This window comes from Mycobacteriales bacterium (assembly GCA_030697205.1).
In the GTDB taxonomy this organism is placed as follows: Bacteria; Actinomycetota; Actinomycetes; order Mycobacteriales; family SCTD01; genus JAUYQP01.
The window spans coordinates 19,405-38,246 of the sequence record JAUYQP010000037.1; the positions used below are offsets into that span (position 1 = coordinate 19,405).

An 18,842-nucleotide genomic window follows, 5' to 3' on the forward strand; every position below is an offset into this window, starting at 1 on the left:
CGGCAGCGGCGCCGCGGCGATGGCCCGCGGAACCTGGGGTCGTGAAGATCGTCGTGTAGTGGCCTCGGGGGGCGAGAGCGTGAGAGCGCTGGTCAGGCGCCTGTCGCTGCGACACCTGTTTCACGACGATCTTCACGACCGGTCGGATGCTGACGTGAGCACCACGCTGACCCACCGCGGGCGGCCGGTGATGTGGACGGCCCGCTTCCGCGGAAGCGCCTGACGCGACGAGCGCCAGGTGCCCACGTCACCCTGCGGACGGGACGACCTTCAGCGTCTCGAGCGAGGCGGCGAGCAGGCGGCCGATCTTGAGGTGGCCGTCCGAGGTGGGCAGCCGGGTGCCGCCGTCGACGAGGCCGGCGGGGTCGGAGGCCGAGACCCAGGCCGACTCGAGCGGGTCGAAGAAGTGCAGGCTGGCGGCCTTGGCGGCGGTGCGCATCGCGTCGCGGACGGCGACGATCTCGTCGGAGGGCTCGGCGACGGGCGAGTAGGGACCGACGAGGACGAGCCGGGTCGCGAGGCCGTAGGACTCGCGCAGCGTCGCGGCGAGCTCGGCCACGGCGGCGCGGACCTCGGCGGGGGTGGCGGCGGTGTCGGACTCGCCGCCCTGCACGACGACGACGTCGGGCTTCGGCTCGTCGAGGTCGGCCGGCAGCAGCTCGGTGAGCCGGCGCGGGCCACCGACGGTGAGGCCGGCGCTCTGCCGGCCGTCGACCTCGGCGCGCCAGCCGAGCTGGACCGCGGCGACCTCCGCGAAGGTCGGAGTGCCGGGCGTCCGCGACGCACCGGCGACGACCGAGCCGCCGAAGAAGAGTGCCTGCACCTGCTCGGTCATGTCGGGCGACGCCGACGGCACCGGTGCGAGCGAGTCGGCGGTCGCGGGCGCGTCGCGCAGGCCATAGCCGAGGCTCACCGCCACGGCCGCGGCCCCCACCACGACGGCGAGGAGCACCAGCAGTACGTCACCCAGCTTGGGCCAGACCCTGTCCACGCGCAGAACCTAGTCGGTGCGACGCCACCTTCGCGCGAGGTTGTCCCTGTGGCGCACCAGCACGACCGCGGCGAGCAGCCCGGCCCACCAGCGGTCCTCGCCGGCGACGAGGGACACGACCAGCGCGGCGAGCGACGCGCACACCGACGCGAGGGCGATCCAGCGCGAGACCCCGATGACCACGACCCAGGTCAGCAGCACCACCGGCAACCACAGCGGGTGCGAGCCGAGGATCGCCCCGGCCGCGGTCGCGACGCCCTTGCCACCTTTGCCGCGCAGGAAGGGCGAGCTGACGTGGCCGAGCACCGCAGCCAGCCCGGCGACGAGCCCGGCCTCGTGCTCGAGGGCACCGAAGGCGGCCGCGGGCACCGCGCCCTTGGCCACGTCGAGCACGGCGACGAGGACGCCGGTACGACGACCAAGAGCACGTCCCGCGTTGCTGGCGCCCGGGTTGCCGGAGCCGACCGCCCGCAGGTCGACCCCCTTGGCGCGGGCGACCAGGACGGCGGGCGAGACCGACCCCACCAGGTAGCCGACGGCCAGTGCCGCCGCGAGCAGCATCACCGGCGCGAGACGACGACCCCGAGCAGCCCGGGGCCGGTGTGCGCGCCGACCACCGCACCGATCTCGGACAGCAGCATCGTCTTGATACGGGGCAGGTGGGTACGCAGGTCCTCGGCCAGCAGCGCCGCCCGGTCGTCGGCGCCCAGGTGCTGGACCGCCACGTCGACGTCGCCGTCACGGGCCGCCTCGACGGCGAGCTCCTGCAGCCGCGCGAGCGCCTTCGACGCGGTGCGGACCTTCTCGAGCGGTCCGATGACGCCGTCCTTGACCTGCAGGATCGGCTTGACCGCGAGCGCGGCCCCCACCAGCGCGCTGGCCGCACCGATGCGGCCGCCCTTGCGAAGGTGCTCGAGGGTGTCGACGAGGAACAGCGTCGTCGTGCGCTCCGCGACCTCCCGGGCGCGGGCGGCGACCTGGGCGGCTGCGGCCCCACCGGCGGCGGCCTGGGCAGCGGCGAGCACCGCGAAGCCGAGACCCATCACCAGGGTGCGGCTGTCGACGACGGTGACCTCGATGCCCTCCGCGGCCACCTCCTCCCCCGCCAGCCGGGCGGCGTCGCAGGTGCCGGACAGCTCCGACGACAGGTGCACCGACACCACTTGCGGCGCCCCGGCGCTGCGGTAGGCCGCAGCGAACTCCGCCGGGGTCGGCCGCGACGTCGACACCTCGGTGCGCTTCTCCACCAGCGCGGCTGCGACCTGGTCGGGCGTCACGTCGACGCCCTCCACACCTGTGCGGCCGCCGAGCACCACGTGCAGCGGCACGACCCCGATGCCGTGCTCGGCCGCCAGCCCGTCGGGCAGGTAGGCCGTGCTGTCGGTGACGACGGCGACGGAGCGGCTCATGGCGTCGGACCCTAGCGGTGCGCAGCTCAGGCGGGTACGACGTTGACCAGGCGCGGCGCGCGCACGACGACGGTGCGGATGCCCCTGCCGTCGAGAGCCCGCACGACACCGTCGGTCGCGAGCGCCAGCTCCCGCAGCTCGTCCTCGCCGATGCCGGGCGGCACCTCGAGGCGGTCGCGGACCTTGCCCGCGACCTGCACGACGCAGGTCACCGTGTCGTCGACGAGCAGCGCGGGGTCGACCGTCGGCCAGCTGCTGTCGTGCACCGAGTCGCCGGCCTCGACGTCGTGGCCGAGGACCGACCAGACCTCCTCGGCCGTGTAGGGCGCGTAGCAGCTGAGCATGACGGCCAGCGCGTGCGCGCCGTCGCGCAGCGACCCCGCGGGCGGGGCCGAGCCGTCGGCGGCCTTGCGCAGGGCGCTCACCAGCTCGTGGAAGCGGGCAATGGCGACGTTGAGCCGCTGCCCGTCGATGAGGCGGGTGACCTCGTCGACGGCCTTCGCGACGGCCTTGTCGACCGACTCCTCGCGACCGTCACCGGTCAGCGCGGCGACGTCGTGCGCGAGGCGCATGACGCGACCGAGCCACTTCAGCGTCGAGCCGGGCGAGACGTCGGCCCAGTCGATGTCGTCCTCGGGCGGGCCGGCGCCGACGATCGTCAGGCGCACCGCGTCGACGCCGAACTGCGCGAGCTGACCGCCGAGGTCGACGCCGTTGCCCAGCGACTTGCTCATGGCCTTGCCCTGGTTGATGACCTGGCCCTGGTTCATCAGGGCCGTGAAGGGCTCGGTGAAGTCGAGCATCCCCATGTCGTGCAGGACCTTGGTGAAGAAGCGGCTGTAGAGCAGGTGCAGGATCGCGTGCTCGACACCGCCGACGTACTGGGTCACCGGCGCCCAGGCGCGCACGGCCTCGGGGTCGAAGGGTCCGTCCTCGTAGTGCGGCGAGCAGTAGCGCAGGAAGTACCAGCTCGAGTCGACGAAGGTGTCCATCGTGTCGGTGTCGCGCGACGCGGGACCGCCGCAGGTCGGGCAGGTCGTGGCGACCCATGCCTCGTTGCCGCCGAGCGGCGACGTGCCGGCGGGCTTGAGGTCCTCGCCCTTCATGTCGTCGGGCAGCCGCACCGGCAGCTGGTCGTCGGGGACAGCCACCTCACCGCAGGCCGCGCAGTGCACGATCGGGATCGGGGTGCCCCAGAAGCGCTGGCGCGACAGCAGCCAGTCGCGCAGCCGGTAGGTGACGGCCTCGCTGCCCGTGCCCCGCTCCCCCAGCACCTCGATCGCGCGGGCGATCGCGTCGGCCTTGGGCAGCCCGTCGAGCGGGCCGCTGTTGACCAGCACGCCGTCGCCGGTCGTCGCCACCCCGGTCTCGGCCGGGTCGGCCTCGCCGGTGTCGACGACGACCCGCACCGGCAGGTCGAAGGCGCGCGCGAAGTCGAGGTCTCGCTGGTCGTGGGCGGGCACGGCCATGATCGCGCCGGTGCCGTAGTGGGCCAGGACGTAGTCGGCCGCGAAGACCGGCAGCTCCTCGCCGTTGAGCGGGTTGACCGCGGTGACGCCCAGCGGCACACCGGTCTTGGGCCGGTCGGTGGACTGCCGGTCGATGTCGCTGAGCTTGCGGACGTCGGCGCGGTAGGCCTCGAAGGCCTCGCGCTGCGACGGCGCGCACAGCTCGTCAGCCAGAGGAGCGTCCGCGGCGACGACGAAGAAGGTCGCGCCGTAGAGCGTGTCCGGCCGGGTCGTGAAGACGGTGACCGTGCGCCCCGCGACGGAGAAGTCGACGTGGGCGCCGGTGGAGCGACCGATCCAGTTCTTCTGCATGAGCAGCACCCGGTCGGGCCACTGGCCCTCCAGGGACGCCATGTCGTCGAGCAGGCGGTCGGCGTACTCCGTGATCTTGAAGTACCACTGGGTCAGCTCGCGCTTGGTGACCTCGGCGCCGCAGCGCTCGCACCTGCCCCCGACGACCTGCTCGTTGGCCAGCACGGTCTGGTCCTGCGGGCACCAGTTGACGGCGCTGTTCTTGCGGTAGGCCAGGCCGCGCTCGCGGAAGAGCAGGAACAGCCACTGCGTCCAGCGGTAGAACTCCGGGTCGCTGGTGTGCAGCCGGGTCGACCAGTCGAAGCTCACGGCGTAGCGCCGGAAGCTGTCGGCCTGGACCTCGATGTTGCCGTAGGTGTAGGTCGCGGGGTGCTCACCGCGCTTGATCGCGGCGTTCTCCGCGGGCAGCCCGAAGGAGTCCCAGCCGACCGGGTGCAGCACGTCGTAGCCGCGGCGCATCCACGAGCGCGCGACGACGTCGGCGATCCCCCAGGCCTCGGCATGACCCATGTGCAGGTCTCCGCTGGGGTAGGGGAACATGTCGAGGACGTACTTCTTCTCGGCCCCGGCCCGGCGCCCCGCGCGGTGGAGGTCGAGGCGGTCCCAGACCGGCAGCCAGCGGTCCTGGACAGCGTGCGGGTCGTAGCCGGCCGGCTCTGCGGGGCCGGTCTCGGTGCTCGTGTCGCTCATCTGCTCTTCCTGCCTGCTGGTCCCGGACATGAGAAAGCCCCCGGCCACCTCGTCGGTGAGGGCCACGGGGGCGCCGCGCTGAGGTCGTGCCTGCTCAGCGCGGCCCGGGAAGGAGCAGCTGCCCCGTGATCTGCATGGCACGCACTCTACGCGGGTCCGCACGCCCCGGGAACGTAGGCTCGTCGGGATGACCGGCACCCTGGACCCCCTGGTCGAGGACGCCGTGGAGCACGGTCGCGTCGAGTCGCCGTGGCGGGTCGGTGGCCCGCAGGCGAGGGCTCGGCGGCGGCGGTGGCTCCTCGGCGTACTCGTCGTCTTCGCTGCGGTCGGTGCCGTCTTCGGCTTCCCGACCGGTCGCGAGGTCGTCACCGGCTGGGTCCTGCTGCTGCTGCTGGCGGCCTGCGGCGGCGACTGGCGGCTGTGGCGGCGCGTCGTCTGGCGCGACTGGGCGCCGCTGATCGCGGTGCTGTTCGCCTACGACCTGCTGCGCGGCTTCGCCAACGAGGTCGGCGGCACGCTGTTCGACCTGCCCTCCTACCGCTCGTCGGTCTTCTTCCCGGAGAAGACGGCAAGGGCCCACCTCACCGAGCCGATCGAGGCCGACCGCGCGCTGTTCTTCGGGACGGTCCCGACGGAGTGGCTGCAGGAGCGGTACTACGACGCGGGCCAGGTGCAGTGGTACGACGTGGTCGCGTTCGTCACCTACTTCTCCCACTTCCTGGTGTCCCTGGCCCTCGCGGTCGCGCTCTGGGCGCTGCGCTACTCGCTGTTCCGCCGCTACCTCGCCTCGCTCGTGACGCTGACCGCGATCACCCTCGTGACCTACACCGTCTACCCCGCGGCGCCGCCCTGGATGGCCTCGCTCAACGGCGAGCTCGCGCCGGGCATCGCCCGCATCGCGCCGGAGACGCTTCGCGCCGTCGGCGGCCACACGGTCAACTCCGCGATCCAGCGCGGCGAGGCCTACAGCAACCCGGTCGCCGCGATCCCGTCGCTGCACGCCGCGATCCCGATGCTGCTGCTGCTGTTCTGCTGGCCAGTCATCAACCGCTGGCTGCGTGGCGTCCTCGTCGCCTACAGCGCTCTCATGGCGTGGACGCTGGTTTACGGCGGCGAGCACTACGTCGTGGACGTGCTCATCGGCTGGGCCTACGCCGCGATCGCGGTCTACGGCGTGCGTGCGGTCATGACGCGACGCGACCGTCGACCAGGTGCAGCTCCAGGTCGCACTGCTCCGTGACGTCGGGGTCGTGCGTCGCGAGCACGACGACCGCGCCCCGGTCAGCCTCGGCCCTCAAGGCGCGTACGACGAGGTCGCGCGTCGTGCTGTCGAGCTCGGAGGTCGGCTCGTCGGCGAGCACGACGGGGCTCGCGGTGACGAGCGCCCGGGCGACCGCGACCCGCTGCTGCTGACCGCCCGACATCTCCTCGACCGGCCGGTCGCCGAGCTCGCCGAGGCCGACGCGGGCCAGGGCCTCCAGGGCGCGCGGCCCGACCTCGCGGCGGGCCACCCCGCGGGCCTGCAGGAGCAGCTCGACGTTCTCGGCCGCGGTGAGGACCGCGACCAGGCCGAGGCCCTGGAGCGTCAGGCCGACCTCGCGCAGCTGGGCTTCGTCACCGGCGCGGACCCGAGTGCCACCGCGCAGCACCTCACCGGCCGAGGTCGGCAGCGCGCCGGCGAGGGCCCACAGCAGCGTCGTCTTGCCGGCGCCCGAGGCACCCGTGACCGCCAGCAGCTGGCCGGGCTCGAGGTGGAAGGAGATGTCGTGCAGGACGGCGCCGCCGCCCCACCCGGCCGAGACCCCCGCAACGGTCAGCGTCACGACGGGTCCTCCCGGGTCAGCCGCAGCGCCTCGTCACCGTCGCGGGCGACCTTCACCAGGGTGCCGGGCGGCCACGCCTCGAGCAGGTCCTCGGGCAGGTGCACCGAGCCGTCGCGACCGACGACCGCGAAGTCCTCGCCGCGCCGCCCCTCCGCACCGACCCGCCCGTCGCGCATCGTCACCGTGCGCCCCAGGGCCAGGCCCACCTCGGCGTCGTGGGTGACGACGACGACGGTCGTGCCGAACTCGCTGCCGACCCGCTCGAGCACCTGCAGCACCTGGTCGCGCGCGGCGGTGTCGAGCTGAGAGGTGGGCTCGTCGGCGAGCAGCAACCCCGGGCGGGTCGACTGCGCGACCGCCAGCGCGACCCGCTGCAGCTCCCCCGCCGACAGCCGCGCGACGGGGGCGTCGTGGAGCTCGCCCGTGCCCAGCGCGTCGAGCAGCGCCTGCGGGTCGAGCGCGTCGCGGCGACGGGTGCCGCGCTGGGCGAAGCGGACGTTGTCAGCGACGGTGCCGTAGGGCAGCACGTTGCGGGACGCGCCCTGCAGGACGAGCCCGACGGTGCTCCCGCGCATCCTGCGCAGCTCGCGCTCGGTGGCGCGCGCGAGGTCGAGCTCGCCGACGCGCAGCCGTCCGGCCGAGGGGCGCAGCAGCCCGCCCAGCATCGAGAGCAGAGTCGACTTCCCGGAGCCTGACGGCCCGAGCAGGGCGACCTGCTCCCCGCTGTCGACGTCGAGGTCGACACCGCGTACGGCGACGACGTCCTCGCCCTCGCGGCGGTAGATGTGGACGAGCCCCTCGCAGTGGACGGCGGTCACGCGCGCCTGCCCAGGCCGGCGGAGCGGACCACGAGCCGCGCACTGACAACGGCCACGATCACGACGACCAGGGCGGTGCCGGCCAGCAGCGCGCCGAGCAGCGGCCAGGCCGGGTCGAGCACCGCCGGGGCCAGCCCGGACGCCTCGGCGGCGACGGGCAGTCGAGGCAGCGCGACCTGCACGGCTACCGCTCCCGCGACAGCGCCGAGGACGAGCCCCACGCCGAGCAGCGCCACCTGCTCGCGCACGCTGGCCCGCACGAGCTCCCTCCTGCCCACACCCAGGACGCGGAGGGACGCCAGCTCGGTGGCGCGGCCACGACCGGCGTCGTGCAGGACCGCGCTGACCGCGACGACCGACAGCACCAGTGCGGCGGCGGCCGCCACGAGGAAGAGCAGGAGCGCGAGAGCCGGGCCCTCCTGGTCGAGCTGGCGGTGGCGCTCGGCGAGCGACTCGACCGAGGCGACGGACAACCCCTCGCCCTCGAGCGCGGCCGTGACCGCGGGGACGTCGGCACCCGCGGCCAGCCAGACCTGCGGCTCCCCCACCGGGGACGTGAGCCGGGAGAGGCGGTCGAGGACGGACAGGTCGGCGAGCGCCCCCGACAGCCCGGTGCGGGGCAGCACCTTCGCGGTCTGCTGCGGGTCGAGCAGGACCAGCGCGCCGTCGGGTGCGATGCCGAGCGCCCGGCTCTCGTCACCGCCGTAGGCGTTGAGGCGCACGTCCGGCCCGACCAGCACCGGAAGGGCCTCGGGCACGTCGGTGGTGGTCCAGGCGATCGGTGCCGAGCTGGTGCGGGAGTCGAAGGCGACCCGCAGGCCCTGCGGTCCGGCGGTGGTGCGCGGCTGCACCACGGTGGACGGGTCGAACAGCTCCACGCGGATCCCGCGCCAGGCCGTCGCCGACGTGAGAGGGACGTCGGCGCCGCGACCGTCGACCCGCACCGCCGAGATCACCACCTCACCGGCGACGCGCCCCGAGCTCGAGCGGTCGAGCCGGAAGCGGCGCACGGGACAACCGTCGGCGCACTCCGGTGGCAGGTCGGCGGCGTAGGTGGCGGCGCCCGGCCTCAGCACTCCGAGCTCCACGACCCGGTCCACCCCGCCGGACCGCACCTCGACCGCCAGCCGCGCAGGCTCCTCGGCGACCGACAGCGCCGCGGCGACGTCGAGCTCGAGCCGGCGGCCCTGCACGCGCACCGGTGCGATCCCCTGGGGTCGAAGGACGGCGGACTGGGCGTCGGCGTCCAGACCGGTCCAGGTGGTGGACCAGGCGCTCACGGCAGCGAGGCGGGTGGTGTCGACGGCAAGCAGCCGGTCGTAGGCGCTCTGCCCGCCCGGGACGCTCTCGATCGCCGCCAGCGCGGTGCGGCCCACCGGGTCGACGGCCTGCACCGCGGCGATGAGCTCGGGCACCGCGACCGGCGCGAGTCGCAGCACCGTGGGGGCGCCGACCTCCTGAGCCGCGCGCAGCTGGCGGTTGTCCCCCGCCACCCGCCACCCGTCCACCGCGAAGACCGCGAGCGCCACCGCGACGGCCAGCAGCACGACGACCCGCAGCAGCTGCGGACGCCGAGCGACCTGGCGCACCGCGAGGAAGGTGGCCGTCCGTGGGGCGTGACGGGTCCGGCGGACCAGCAGCCGGGCCAGCAGCGGCACCAGCCGGACGCCGACGAGGCCGACCGCGAGAGCGAGCAGGGCCGGGGCGAGCAGCGCCAACCCACCGGCATCCGGCTCGGACAGCAGCTGGTAGGTGGCGGCACCGGCGAGCGCGACGACGACGGCCTCCGCCGCGGCGCCCCGCGCCCCGCCCGGACGCCCGCCCTCCTGCCTCAGCACCGTGAGGACCGGCGCGGTGAGCACCCGTCGACCGGCCACAGCGGCGGCGGCGGCACCGGCGAGGACGGCGACGACGACCGCTCCCAGCACAGCAGGGGTGAGCGTGACCCTGGTGCCGTCACGCAACGCCCCGCTGACGAGCAGCTGACCTGCCCCGAGCGCGAGCAGCAGCCCCGCGGGTGCGGCGATCAGCAGCAGGAGCAGCGGCTCGAGCAGCCCGGTCGCCGCCGTCCGTCCCGGTCCCGCGCCACGCAGCCGCGCCAGCGCCACCTCGCCCGCGCGGTCCTCGGTCGCGCCAGCGAGGACCAGCTGCAGGACGGCCGCCGCGAGCAGCAGCAGCTGAGCCGCCACGACCAGCGCGCCGGTGCGGACCTCGTCCTGCTCGTCACGGACGGACAGCAGCAGCTCGGGCAGCGTGGTCGTGACGGCCTGGCCCGAGCCGCCGCGCGCGCGCACGAGCGCGAGGACGTCGGCGCGCAGCGCGGCGGCGCTCCCGAGCTGGACGGTGTCGGGCAGCAGGGCGCGCTCCGCGCTGGCCGTGAGGCCGGCCGGGGCGATGACGTCGAAGCTGGCCCGCGACGCGAAGACGGTGTCCACCTTGGGTGGCGCCGCGTCACCGGGACGCGGCCCCGCGTCGAAGTAGTCGACCGAGAACCACGCCGGGTCGTCAGGGTTGATCGGCTCGTAGAGACCGACGACCCGCGGCGGCGACACCGCCGGCCCGCCGACGAGGCGCACCCGCAACGGGCCGAGACCGAGGCCCTGGCTGCTGGCGGCGCGGGCGCTCACCACGACCTCGCCGGGCGCCTCGGGGCAGCGCCCCTCGGTGAAGCGCAGCAGCGCGCACTGCCCCTCCCGCCAGGCCAGCCTCGCCACGGCGACAGGGGTGACGTTGCTGTCGCCGAGCAGCGGGAGGTCGGTCGTCAGCCGCAGCCCGGACCGGACGCCACCGAAGCTCCCGTCGACCGCGGGATCAGCCAGCGCAGACCGGGTCGCGTCGAGCAGCTGGGCTGCGGACAGAGGGCGCAGCGTCGTGGCGTTGCCGCGCACGGCCGTCAGCCCGGTGGCACCGACCGGCTCCTCGGCGAGCCGGTCGCGCAGTAACGACTCCTGCGCGGCGGTGGACCAGACCGGACCGAGCGCGGCTGCGGCGACCGCCACGGTGGCGATGACCAGCACCACGGCGGACACGCCACGGCGGAACCACAGCGCGCGCAGCGCCAGGCGCAGTCCCACCACGACTCCCTCGGTGCTCAGTCCGTCACGCACCCACCCAACCAGACGGCGGGCGGTGCGCCCGGTCCCGTGACGTGGATGTGACCTCAGATACCCCCCCTGGGTGTCTTGACACACCCCCGGGGGGTATCTATGCTGAGCCCATGAGCGACGAGCAGCGCGGCTACAGCGACACCAAGGACGCCCACCTCAAGCGGCTGCGCCGCATCGAGGGGCAGGTCCGCGGCATCGCCCGCATGGTGGAGGACGACACCTACTGCATCGACGTCCTCACGCAAGTCAGCGCCGCCACCAAGGCGCTGCAGGCGGTCGCCCTCGGCCTGCTCGACGAGCACATGGCGCACTGCGTCGTCAACGCCGCGCGAGCCGGCGGCGAGGAGCAGGCGGCCAAGCTCCGCGAGGCCTCCGACGCCATCGCCCGCCTCGTCCGTTCCTGACCCACCCCACCCCGAGGAGAGCCCCGACATGACCGCTGACTCGATCACTGCCACCTGGACCGTGACCGGCATGACCTGCGGCCACTGCGTCGCCTCCGTCACCGAGGAGGTCTCCGAGGTCCCGGGCGTCACCGACGTCGCGGTCGAGCTCGAGTCCGGCCTGCTCACCGTCACCTCCGACGCCCCCGTCGACGACGACGCCGTGCGCGCCGCCGTGGCGGAGGCCGGCTACGCGGTCTCCTGATGCGCACCCCCGTGCGCCTCGGCCTGTTTGCCGCCGTGCTCGTCGCGGCCGGGTCCTCGGCCTACGCCGTCGGGACCGTGACCGGCACCGTGCTCCCCCAGCCGGCGCCGGCGCACGGCGGGGTGATGGACGACGGCCACGGCGGCGCCCCCGACTCCGAGGTCCCGCAGGGCGTCACCGGCCTGGCCGTGGCCGAGGACGGGCTGGTCCTGCGCCCCGAGCGCACGGTGCTCACGACGGGCACGCAGCCCTTCCGCTTCACGGTGGAGGACGACGCAGGGACGCCGCTCGCCGACTACGACGCCACCCACGAGCGCGACCTCCACCTGGTCGTCGTGCGCCGCGACCTCACCCGCTTCCAGCACCTCCACCCGGAGCGCGCCGCCGACGGCACCTGGGAGGTGCCGCTCACCCTCGACGCCCCCGGCCCCTACCGCGTCTACGCCGACTTCGCTCCTGCCGGCCGTGCGGCCCGCGCCCTCGCGGTCGACGTGACGGTCCCGGGCTCCTACCTCCCCCAGCCCGTAGCCCCCGGTGAGCGGCGCACCTCCACCGGTGGCGGCTACTCCGTCACCGTCGACGGCGCCCTCGCGGCCGGGGAGCAGAGCCGACTGTCCTTCGTCGTACGACGCCAGGGCGCCGACGTCACCGGCGACCTCGACGACTACCTCGGCGCGAAGGGCCACCTCGTCGTGCTGCGCGAGGGCGACCTCGCCTACCTCCACGTGCACCCCGAGGGCGAGGGCCTGTCGTTCGAGACCACGGTCCCGAGCCCCGGTCGCTACGCCGCTTTCCTCGGCACCAGCCACGACGGCGTCGTGCGCACCGCAGACCTGCGACTGGAGACCAGCTCATGAGCACTCCCACCGCCACACCGACCAGCAGCGTCGACCTCGCCATCACCGGCATGACCTGCGCGTCGTGCGCCAACCGCATCGAGCGCAAGCTCAACAAGCTCGACGGCGTGACGGCCTCGGTCAACTACGCGACCGAGCAGGCCCACGTCGAGCACGACGGGACGGTCTCGACCGACGACCTGCTCGCCGCCGTGGCCGCCGCCGGCTACTCCGCGGCGCTGCCGCGCACGCAGACCGCAGGCGAGCCGGCCGAGGAGGTCGACCCGACCCGGGCCCTGCGCGACCGCCTCGTCGTGTCGGCGGTGCTGGGCCTGCCGGTCCTGCTGCTGTCGATGGTCCCGGCGCTGCAGTTCGAGCGCTGGCAGTGGCTCGCGCTGGTGCTCGCGTCACCGGTCGTCGTCTGGGGCGCCCTGCCCTTCCACCGCGCCGCCTGGACCAACCTGCGCCACGGCGCGGCCACCATGGACACGCTGGTCAGCACGGGGACGATCGCGGCGTACCTCTGGTCGCTCTACGCGCTGTTCCTCGGCACCGCCGGCGAGCCCGGCATGACGATGGCCTTCGACCTCACCGTGCAGCGCAGCACCGAGGACGAGATCTACCTCGAGGTCGCCTCGGTCGTCACGGTCTTCCTGCTGGCCGGTCGCTTCTTCGAGGCTCGGGCCAAGCGCCGGGCGGGTGCCGCCCTGCGCGCACTGCTCGAGCTCGGCGCGAAGGACGTCGCGGTCCTGCGCGACGGTGCCGAGGTGCGGATCCCGGTCGAGGACCTGCGCGTCGGTGACCGCTTCGTGGTGCGTCCCGGCGAGAAGGTCGCCACCGACGGCGTCGTGGAGGAGGGCAGCAGCGCCGTCGACGCGAGCCTGCTCACCGGCGAGAGCGTGCCGGTCGAGGTGGCGCCCAGCGACCCCGTCGTCGGCGCGACGGTCAACGCCGGCGGGCGGCTCGTCGTGCGGGCGACCCGCGTCGGAGGAGACACCCAGCTCGCCCAGATCGGGCGCCTCGTCACCGAGGCCCAGAGCGGCAAGGCCGACGTGCAGCGCCTCGCCGACCGGGTCAGCGCCGTCTTCGTCCCGGTCGTGCTGGTCCTCACCGCGATCACCCTCGGCTTCTGGCTCGGCAGCGGGGAGGGCACCGCCGCGGCCTTCACCGCCGCCGTCGCCGTCCTCGTCATCGCCTGCCCGTGCGCCCTCGGGCTCGCGACCCCGACCGCGCTGCTGGTCGGGACCGGCCGCGGTGCCCAGCTCGGCCTGCTCATCAAGGGCCCGGAGGTGCTCGAGAGCACCCGTCGGGTCGACACCGTGGTGCTCGACAAGACCGGCACGGTGACCACCGGCACCATGACCCTGCAGGCCGTCGAGCTGCTCGGCGACACCACCGAGACCGAGCTCCTGCGGGTCGTCGGCGCGGTCGAGGAGGCCTCGGAGCACCCGGTCGGCCGGGCGATCGCCAAGGCAGCCGCGGAGGCCGGCCCCCTGCCCGCCGTCGAGTCCTTCGCGAGCCACCAGGGCCTCGGGGTGCAGGGCGTCGTCGAGGGCCTCGCCGTCGTCGCCGGGCGACCCGCCCTGCTCGCGGACTGGGGCGTCCCGCTCGACGCCACTGCCACCGACGCGCTGCGGCGCCAGCAGGAGCTCGGCCGCACCGCCGTCCTGGTCGCGTGGGACGGCGCCCTGCGCGGTGTCGTCGCCGTCGCCGACACCGTCAAGCCCACCAGCGCGGAGGCGGTCACCCGGATGCGCGCTCTGGGGCTCACCCCCGTGCTGCTGACCGGCGACAACGAGGCGACGGCCCGCGCGGTCGCTGCCGCGGTCGGCATCGACGAGGTCGTCGCCGAGGTCCTTCCGGCCGACAAGGTCGCCCACGTGCGGCGCCTGCAGGAGCAGGGGCGCGTCGTGGCGATGGTGGGCGACGGCGTCAACGACGCCGCGGCCCTCGCGCAAGCCGACCTGGGCATGGCGATGGGTGCCGGCACCGACGTGGCGATCGAGGCGAGCGACCTCACGCTGGTCCGCGACGACCTGCGCTCGGTGCCCGACGCGATCCGGCTGGCCCGGCGCACGCTGTCGACCATCAAGGGCAACCTCGTGTGGGCCTTCGGCTACAACGTCGCAGCTATCCCCCTTGCGGCCCTCGGGCTGCTCGACCCGCTGATCGCCGGCGGGGCGATGGCGCTGTCGAGCGTCTTCGTGGTGAGCAACAGCCTGCGGCTGCGGGCCTTCAAGCCCAGCGCCTAAGAGCGCTGGGCGCCGATCAGCGCGGGGGTGACGAGGCGGTCGAGCAGCGCGTCGAGCTCGGCCGCCACCCGCGCTGTCTCCGGCTCCGGGCCGGCCGTCCCTGTCAGCGTCAGCACCTCGACGTCGGTGATGCCGATGAAGCCGAGGATCGCCCGCAGGTAGCTGCTGCGGAAGTCGAGGCCCAGCGCCTCGTAGCGCAGCGCGTCACCGCCGCTGGTGGCGAGCACGACGGCGCGCTTGCCGTGCACGAGCCCCACCGGGTTCGGTCCGTCGTAGCCGAAGGTCCGCCCGACTCGGACGACCTGGTCGACCCATGCCTTGAGCGAGGCGGGGATGCCGAAGTTGTACATCGGCGCGCCGATGACGAGGACATCCGCTGCCTCGAGCTCCGCGATCAGCTGGTCGCTGCGCGACAACGAGAAGGCCAGCGTGTGGTCGTGCTGGTCCGCAGGGGTGTAGGCCGCCGACACCCAGGTCTCGCTGACGAAGGGCAGCGGCTCGGCGTCGAGGTCGCGGTAGGTGAGGACGGCTCCCGGCTCGCGCCGGCTCCAGCCGAGCACGAGCCCGCGTCCGAGCCGGCGGGAGAACGAGCCGGCACCGGAGGCGCTGGAGTCGAGGTGCAGCAGGTGCGTCACGGGGGTCTCCTCGCAAAGGGGGCCGAGGGACAGGGGCCGCGGTCAGGTGAGTGGTCAGGTGAGTGGTCAGGTGAGTGGTCAGGTGAGTGGTCAGGTGAGTGGTCAGGTGAGTGGTCAGGTGAGTGGTCAGGTGAGTGGTCAGGTGAGTGGTCAGGTGAGCGCACCGTAGGACCGCAGCCGGCCCGCAACTGTCGGCCAGCCGACTCCTAGGGTGGGCGGACCGACGCAGAGGAGACAGACGTGCGCGCAGTGCAGGTGACCACGCTCGACGGACCGGAGGCCGTGCGGGTCGTGGACCTCCCCGAGCCGGACCCGGCCGGCAAGGTCGTGGTGGAGGTCCACGCAGCCGGCGTCAACTTCCCCGACGTGCTGCAGACGCGCGGGCTCTACCAGATCAAGCCCGAGCTCCCGTTCGTGCCCGGCTCCGAGGTCGCGGGCACGGTCGTCAGCGGTGACGGCTTCACCGTGGGCCAGCGGGTCGCGGCCTTTCCCGGCTGGGGCGGCTACGCGGAGCGGGTCGCGGTCGACCCCGGCATGGTCTTCCCGCTCCCCGACCGGGTGTCCTTCGCCGCCGGCGCGGCCCTGCCGATGAACTACCTGACCGTCGACTTCGCCCTCGTACGCCGGGCCGAGCTGCGGGCCGGCGAGACCGTCCTCGTGCACGGGGCGGCGGGCGGCATCGGGGTCGCGAGCATCCAGCTGGCCAAGGTGCTCGGTGCCACCGTCGTCGCGGTGGTCAGCACCGAGGACAAGGCCGCGGTCGTGCGCGAGGCAGGCGCCGACCACGTCGTCGTCGGTGCGGAGGGCTTCCTCCCGCAGGTGAAGGAGCTCACCGGCGGGCGCGGCGTCGACGTCGTCGTCGACCCGGTCGGCGGGGACCGCTTCACCGACAGCCTGCGGTCGATGGCCCCCGAGGGCCGCCTGCTCGTCATCGGCTTCACCGCCGGCGCGATCCCCGAGGTGAAGGTCAACCGGCTGCTGCTCAACAACCTCTCCGTGGTCGGTGTCGGCTGGGGGGCGTTCTGGATGCGCGACCCCGCCTACCTGCAGGAGCAGTGGGCCCGGCTGCTGCTCTTCCTCGAGGACGGCCGGCTCGTGCCGCTGGTCGGCAGCACGCACCCGCTGGAGGACGCCGCGGCGGCGCTGCTCGAGCTCGACGAGCGCCGCGCCCGCGCGAAGGTCGTCCTCGCGCCGCGGTGAGCGCCGTAGGGTCGTGAGATGCGACCGCAACGCAACACCCGGGCACTGACCCTGCTCGCCGTCGGGCTCGCGCTCGGCGGTGGCGCCACGATGGCCGTCGGGGCGCAGGCCGCGCCCTCGCGGGCCGCCGTCGTCGAGCCGTCGCTCGACCCCGTCCCGCGTCCCGACTGCGGCCCCGGCTCGGTCCCCGAGACCGGCCTGCAGGGGCAGGTTCCGGCCGCGGACGTCGCGGCCGGCAAGGTGGCCGACGGCTTCCGCTGCAACGTCGAGGTGATCGGCCGCTCCGGCGTCTCCGGCGGGTACAAGGTCGAGAGGTACGTCGACACCGCCGGCCGCGAGTGCGCCTTCTACGACACGACGACGCTGTTCCCCAGCAACGTCGCGGGCCTGCCGGACAACGCCACCGGAGTGGCGGTGCTCGACATGAGCGACCCGGCCAACCCGGTCCGCACCGCATCGCTCTCCACGCCCGCCATGCAGACCCCCCACGAGTCCCTGGTGGTCAGCCAGGCCTCCGGTCTCGTCGTCGCCGTCCTCGGCAACGCACTCGTCGGGCCCGGCCAGGTCGACGTCTACGACGCCAGCGCCGACTGCCGCGCCCCGGTCTTCCGGTCGTCACTCCCCCTCGGGGTCCTCGGCCACGAGAGCGGCTTCTCCCCCGACGGCCGCACCTTCTGGGCCGCGTCGCTCGGCGCTAACACCTTGGTCGCGATCGACCTCGACGACCCTGCTGCGCCGACCATCGCCTACGCCGGAGCATGGGCCACGCACGGCGTGCAGATCAGCGCCGACGGCAACCGCGCCTACCTCGCGGCGGGCGCCGGCTTCCCGCGCAACGAGCTCGGCCTCAACGCCACCGTGCAGGGCCTGCAGATCCTCGACATCAGCCAGGTCCAGGCCCGGGTGACCAACCCGGTCGTGACCGAGGTCGGCAGCGTCACCTGGCCCTCGATCACCATCCCGCAGACGGCCATCCCGGTGACCATCGGTGGCAAGCCCTACGTCGTCGAGGTGGACGAGTTCTCCAACGACTCCGGCGGACGGCTCGCCTTCAACGGCGAGCGCGTCGGGGCCGCGCGGATCATCGACATCAGCGACGAGACCGCCCCGGTGGTCGTCTCCAACATCCGGCTCGCCGTCAACAACCCGGAGAACCGCGCGTCGCTCGCCGACGACCCCGGGGCGACCAGCCCGGTCGGCGGCTACGCCGGCCACTACTGCAACGTGCCGACCCGCGTCGAGCCCGGGATCATGGCCTGCTCGTTCCTCGCCTCCGGCCTGCGCGTCTTCGACATCCGCGACCCGCTCGCGCCCCGAGAGGCCGCCTACTTCGTGCGCCCCGTCCCCCCGGGTGGCGCTGCCAACGACGCCTTCGCGAGCCCGACCTTCGCCCCCGAGCGCGACGAGGTCTGGTACGCCGACGGCAGCTCCGGCTTCTGGGCTTTGCGGCTGACCAACGGCGCCTTCACCCGCGGTGCTGCCCCGGCCGCTCCCCCGGCAGCGCCGCCCGCTGCCCCTCCGGTCGTCACCCCGCCGGCCGCACCGTCGCCGCAGCTCCCGGCCACCGGCCTGGCGCTGCCGCTGGGCGCGGCCGCGCTGCTCGTCGGGACGGCCCTGCTGCTGCGTCGGCCGCGTCCGACGACCTGACCGGTCATCGCTCCAGGAGCAGCAGCAGCTGCGCCCCCGCCTGCACGACCTCGCGGTTGACGTGCAGGACGAGCGCCCAGAGCGGGTAGCGCTCGTCCATCGTCCCCGGCGGTCCCTGGTGGGCGCGCCTGAGCCGCACGTCGTCCGCCGACAGCACGCCGGAGTCCCAGTCGGCCCAGGCCTCGTCGAGCAGCAGCAACGCGTCGACGGCCGAGGCGGGCAGGGCGGGCAGCCGGTCGTCGGTGAGCGAGCGGTCGCCGAAGTGGAAGCTGGCCCGCTGCGCCAGCAGCGACGCGACCGACACCAGCCGCTCGCCGACGCGCGCATCGGTGAGGTCGGTGTCGGTGAGGCCCCCGAGGCCGGGTCGCAGCACCTGCTCCCACCACCAGCTGAGCTGCTCGTGCAGCTCGGCTGCGGTCGGTGACGGTGACGGTGACGTCATGGCACCACTGTCCCCTGAGGTGGATCATGTGGCGCTGACGGGGTAGGAGGTCGTCATGCGCATCGTGGTGGGTTACGAGAGCCAGGACCGATCGGGGCACGCGCTCGCCGCGGCCCACGACCTCGCCACCCGGCTGGGCGCGGGCCTGGTCGTGGTGCACGTGCGCGACGCCGTCGTGAGCGCCGTGCCGAGCAGCGCCGTGGGGCTTCCCCTGGAGCCGAGCGGTGCGGTGCTGTCGACGCCGCTCACCCCGGAGCACCTCGCCGAGGTGCGCCGCGACGTCGAGGCCGAGGTGTCGGCGGCGGGAGCCACCGGGTCGGAGGTCCGCGTCGAGCAGGGCTGGCCCCCGGACGCCCTGCAGGCGGTGGCCGACGAGGTCGACGCCTACCTCCTCGTCGTCGGCGGCCAGGCTCACGGCTTCGCGGCGTTCCTCGAGCACCTCGTCACCGGCTCGGTGGCGCACGAGCTCGAGCGCCGCGCCCGCCGGCCGCTGCTCGTCGTACCAGCTCCGTCCTGAGCCCGGC

The 18,842-nt window shown here is 74.2% G+C and carries 17 protein-coding genes; 8 read left to right on the forward strand and 9 right to left on the reverse strand.

What is annotated here, in order from left to right; all coding sequences use genetic code 11:
- Positions 1 to 247: 247 nt before the first annotated feature.
- Genes Q8R60_11735 through leuS form a run of 4 tightly spaced genes read right to left on the reverse strand, consistent with a single transcriptional unit; the run spans position 248 to position 4,910 of the window.
- Entirely contained in the window at positions 248 to 991 is a 744-nt protein-coding gene (locus Q8R60_11735) for an SGNH/GDSL hydrolase family protein (GenBank protein ID MDP3713138.1), read from the reverse strand.
- Positions 992 to 1,000: 9 nt separating this feature from the next.
- Entirely contained in the window at positions 1,001 to 1,552 is a 552-nt protein-coding gene (plsY, locus tag Q8R60_11740; protein ID MDP3713139.1) for a glycerol-3-phosphate 1-O-acyltransferase PlsY, read from the reverse strand.
- Positions 1,552 to 2,400, reverse strand: a complete 849-nt coding sequence (locus tag Q8R60_11745) for a DegV family protein (protein ID MDP3713140.1) — start codon at positions 2,398 to 2,400, stop codon at positions 1,552 to 1,554. The genes plsY and Q8R60_11745 overlap by 1 nt, the downstream gene beginning before the upstream one ends.
- A gap of 26 nt (positions 2,401 to 2,426) precedes the next feature.
- The gene (leuS, locus tag Q8R60_11750; protein MDP3713141.1) at positions 2,427 to 4,910 is read right to left on the reverse strand and encodes a leucine--tRNA ligase; all 2,484 of its coding nucleotides are present in this window, start codon (positions 4,908 to 4,910) and stop codon (positions 2,427 to 2,429) included.
- 187 nt (positions 4,911 to 5,097) lie between these two features.
- On the opposite strand from leuS, the gene Q8R60_11755 reads away from it, so the two are divergent.
- Positions 5,098 to 6,150: a phosphatase PAP2 family protein gene (locus Q8R60_11755; protein MDP3713142.1), complete on the forward strand. Its 1,053-nt coding sequence runs from the start codon at positions 5,098 to 5,100 to the stop codon at positions 6,148 to 6,150.
- Here Q8R60_11755 and Q8R60_11760 read toward each other — a convergent pair.
- The 3 genes from Q8R60_11760 to Q8R60_11770 are packed head-to-tail and all read right to left on the reverse strand — an operon-like array spanning position 6,095 to position 10,625.
- The gene (locus Q8R60_11760; GenBank protein MDP3713143.1) at positions 6,095 to 6,733 is read right to left on the reverse strand and encodes an ATP-binding cassette domain-containing protein; all 639 of its coding nucleotides are present in this window, start codon (positions 6,731 to 6,733) and stop codon (positions 6,095 to 6,097) included. The genes Q8R60_11755 and Q8R60_11760 overlap by 56 nt on opposite strands.
- Positions 6,730 to 7,551: an ATP-binding cassette domain-containing protein gene (locus Q8R60_11765; protein ID MDP3713144.1), complete on the reverse strand. Its 822-nt coding sequence runs from the start codon at positions 7,549 to 7,551 to the stop codon at positions 6,730 to 6,732. The genes Q8R60_11760 and Q8R60_11765 overlap by 4 nt, the downstream gene beginning before the upstream one ends.
- Positions 7,548 to 10,625, reverse strand: coding sequence for a hypothetical protein (locus Q8R60_11770; GenBank protein ID MDP3713145.1), 3,078 nt, complete (start codon positions 10,623 to 10,625; stop codon positions 7,548 to 7,550). Before Q8R60_11770 ends, Q8R60_11765 begins: the two co-directional genes overlap by 4 nt.
- Positions 10,626 to 10,768: 143 nt before the next feature.
- Here Q8R60_11770 and Q8R60_11775 point away from each other — a divergent pair, with 143 nt between their 5' ends.
- Genes Q8R60_11775 through Q8R60_11790 form a run of 4 tightly spaced genes read left to right on the forward strand, consistent with a single transcriptional unit; the run spans position 10,769 to position 14,394 of the window.
- Entirely contained in the window at positions 10,769 to 11,062 is a 294-nt protein-coding gene (locus Q8R60_11775; protein ID MDP3713146.1) for a metal-sensitive transcriptional regulator, read from the forward strand.
- A 28-nt stretch (positions 11,063 to 11,090) separates the two neighbouring features.
- Entirely contained in the window at positions 11,091 to 11,306 is a 216-nt protein-coding gene (locus Q8R60_11780) for a heavy-metal-associated domain-containing protein (GenBank protein ID MDP3713147.1), read from the forward strand.
- Positions 11,306 to 12,163, forward strand: a complete 858-nt coding sequence (locus tag Q8R60_11785) for a hypothetical protein (protein MDP3713148.1) — start codon at positions 11,306 to 11,308, stop codon at positions 12,161 to 12,163. Before Q8R60_11780 ends, Q8R60_11785 begins: the two co-directional genes overlap by 1 nt.
- Complete coding sequence (locus tag Q8R60_11790) at positions 12,160 to 14,394, forward strand: heavy metal translocating P-type ATPase (GenBank protein ID MDP3713149.1); 2,235 nt, start codon at positions 12,160 to 12,162, stop codon at positions 14,392 to 14,394. The genes Q8R60_11785 and Q8R60_11790 overlap by 4 nt, the downstream gene beginning before the upstream one ends.
- On the opposite strand, the gene Q8R60_11795 is transcribed toward Q8R60_11790, so the two are convergent.
- Positions 14,391 to 15,029: an NAD(P)H-dependent oxidoreductase gene (locus Q8R60_11795; GenBank protein ID MDP3713150.1), complete on the reverse strand. Its 639-nt coding sequence runs from the start codon at positions 15,027 to 15,029 to the stop codon at positions 14,391 to 14,393. The genes Q8R60_11790 and Q8R60_11795 overlap by 4 nt on opposite strands.
- A gap of 240 nt (positions 15,030 to 15,269) precedes the next feature.
- Here Q8R60_11795 and Q8R60_11800 point away from each other — a divergent pair, with 240 nt between their 5' ends.
- Both Q8R60_11800 and Q8R60_11805 read left to right on the forward strand, forming a co-directional pair.
- Entirely contained in the window at positions 15,270 to 16,229 is a 960-nt protein-coding gene (locus tag Q8R60_11800) for an NADPH:quinone oxidoreductase family protein (protein MDP3713151.1), read from the forward strand.
- 18 nt (positions 16,230 to 16,247) lie between these two features.
- Positions 16,248 to 17,876, forward strand: a complete 1,629-nt coding sequence (locus tag Q8R60_11805) for a hypothetical protein (protein ID MDP3713152.1) — start codon at positions 16,248 to 16,250, stop codon at positions 17,874 to 17,876.
- Between the two features lie 4 nt (positions 17,877 to 17,880).
- Here the strand turns inward: Q8R60_11805 and Q8R60_11810 are convergent, their stop codons facing one another.
- On the reverse strand, positions 17,881 to 18,318 hold the full coding sequence (locus Q8R60_11810; protein MDP3713153.1) for a hypothetical protein: 438 nt from the start codon (positions 18,316 to 18,318) through the stop codon (positions 17,881 to 17,883).
- A gap of 55 nt (positions 18,319 to 18,373) precedes the next feature.
- Between Q8R60_11810 and Q8R60_11815 the strand changes: the two genes are divergently transcribed.
- Complete coding sequence (locus Q8R60_11815) at positions 18,374 to 18,835, forward strand: universal stress protein (protein ID MDP3713154.1); 462 nt, start codon at positions 18,374 to 18,376, stop codon at positions 18,833 to 18,835.
- Positions 18,836 to 18,842: the final 7 nt, after the last annotated feature.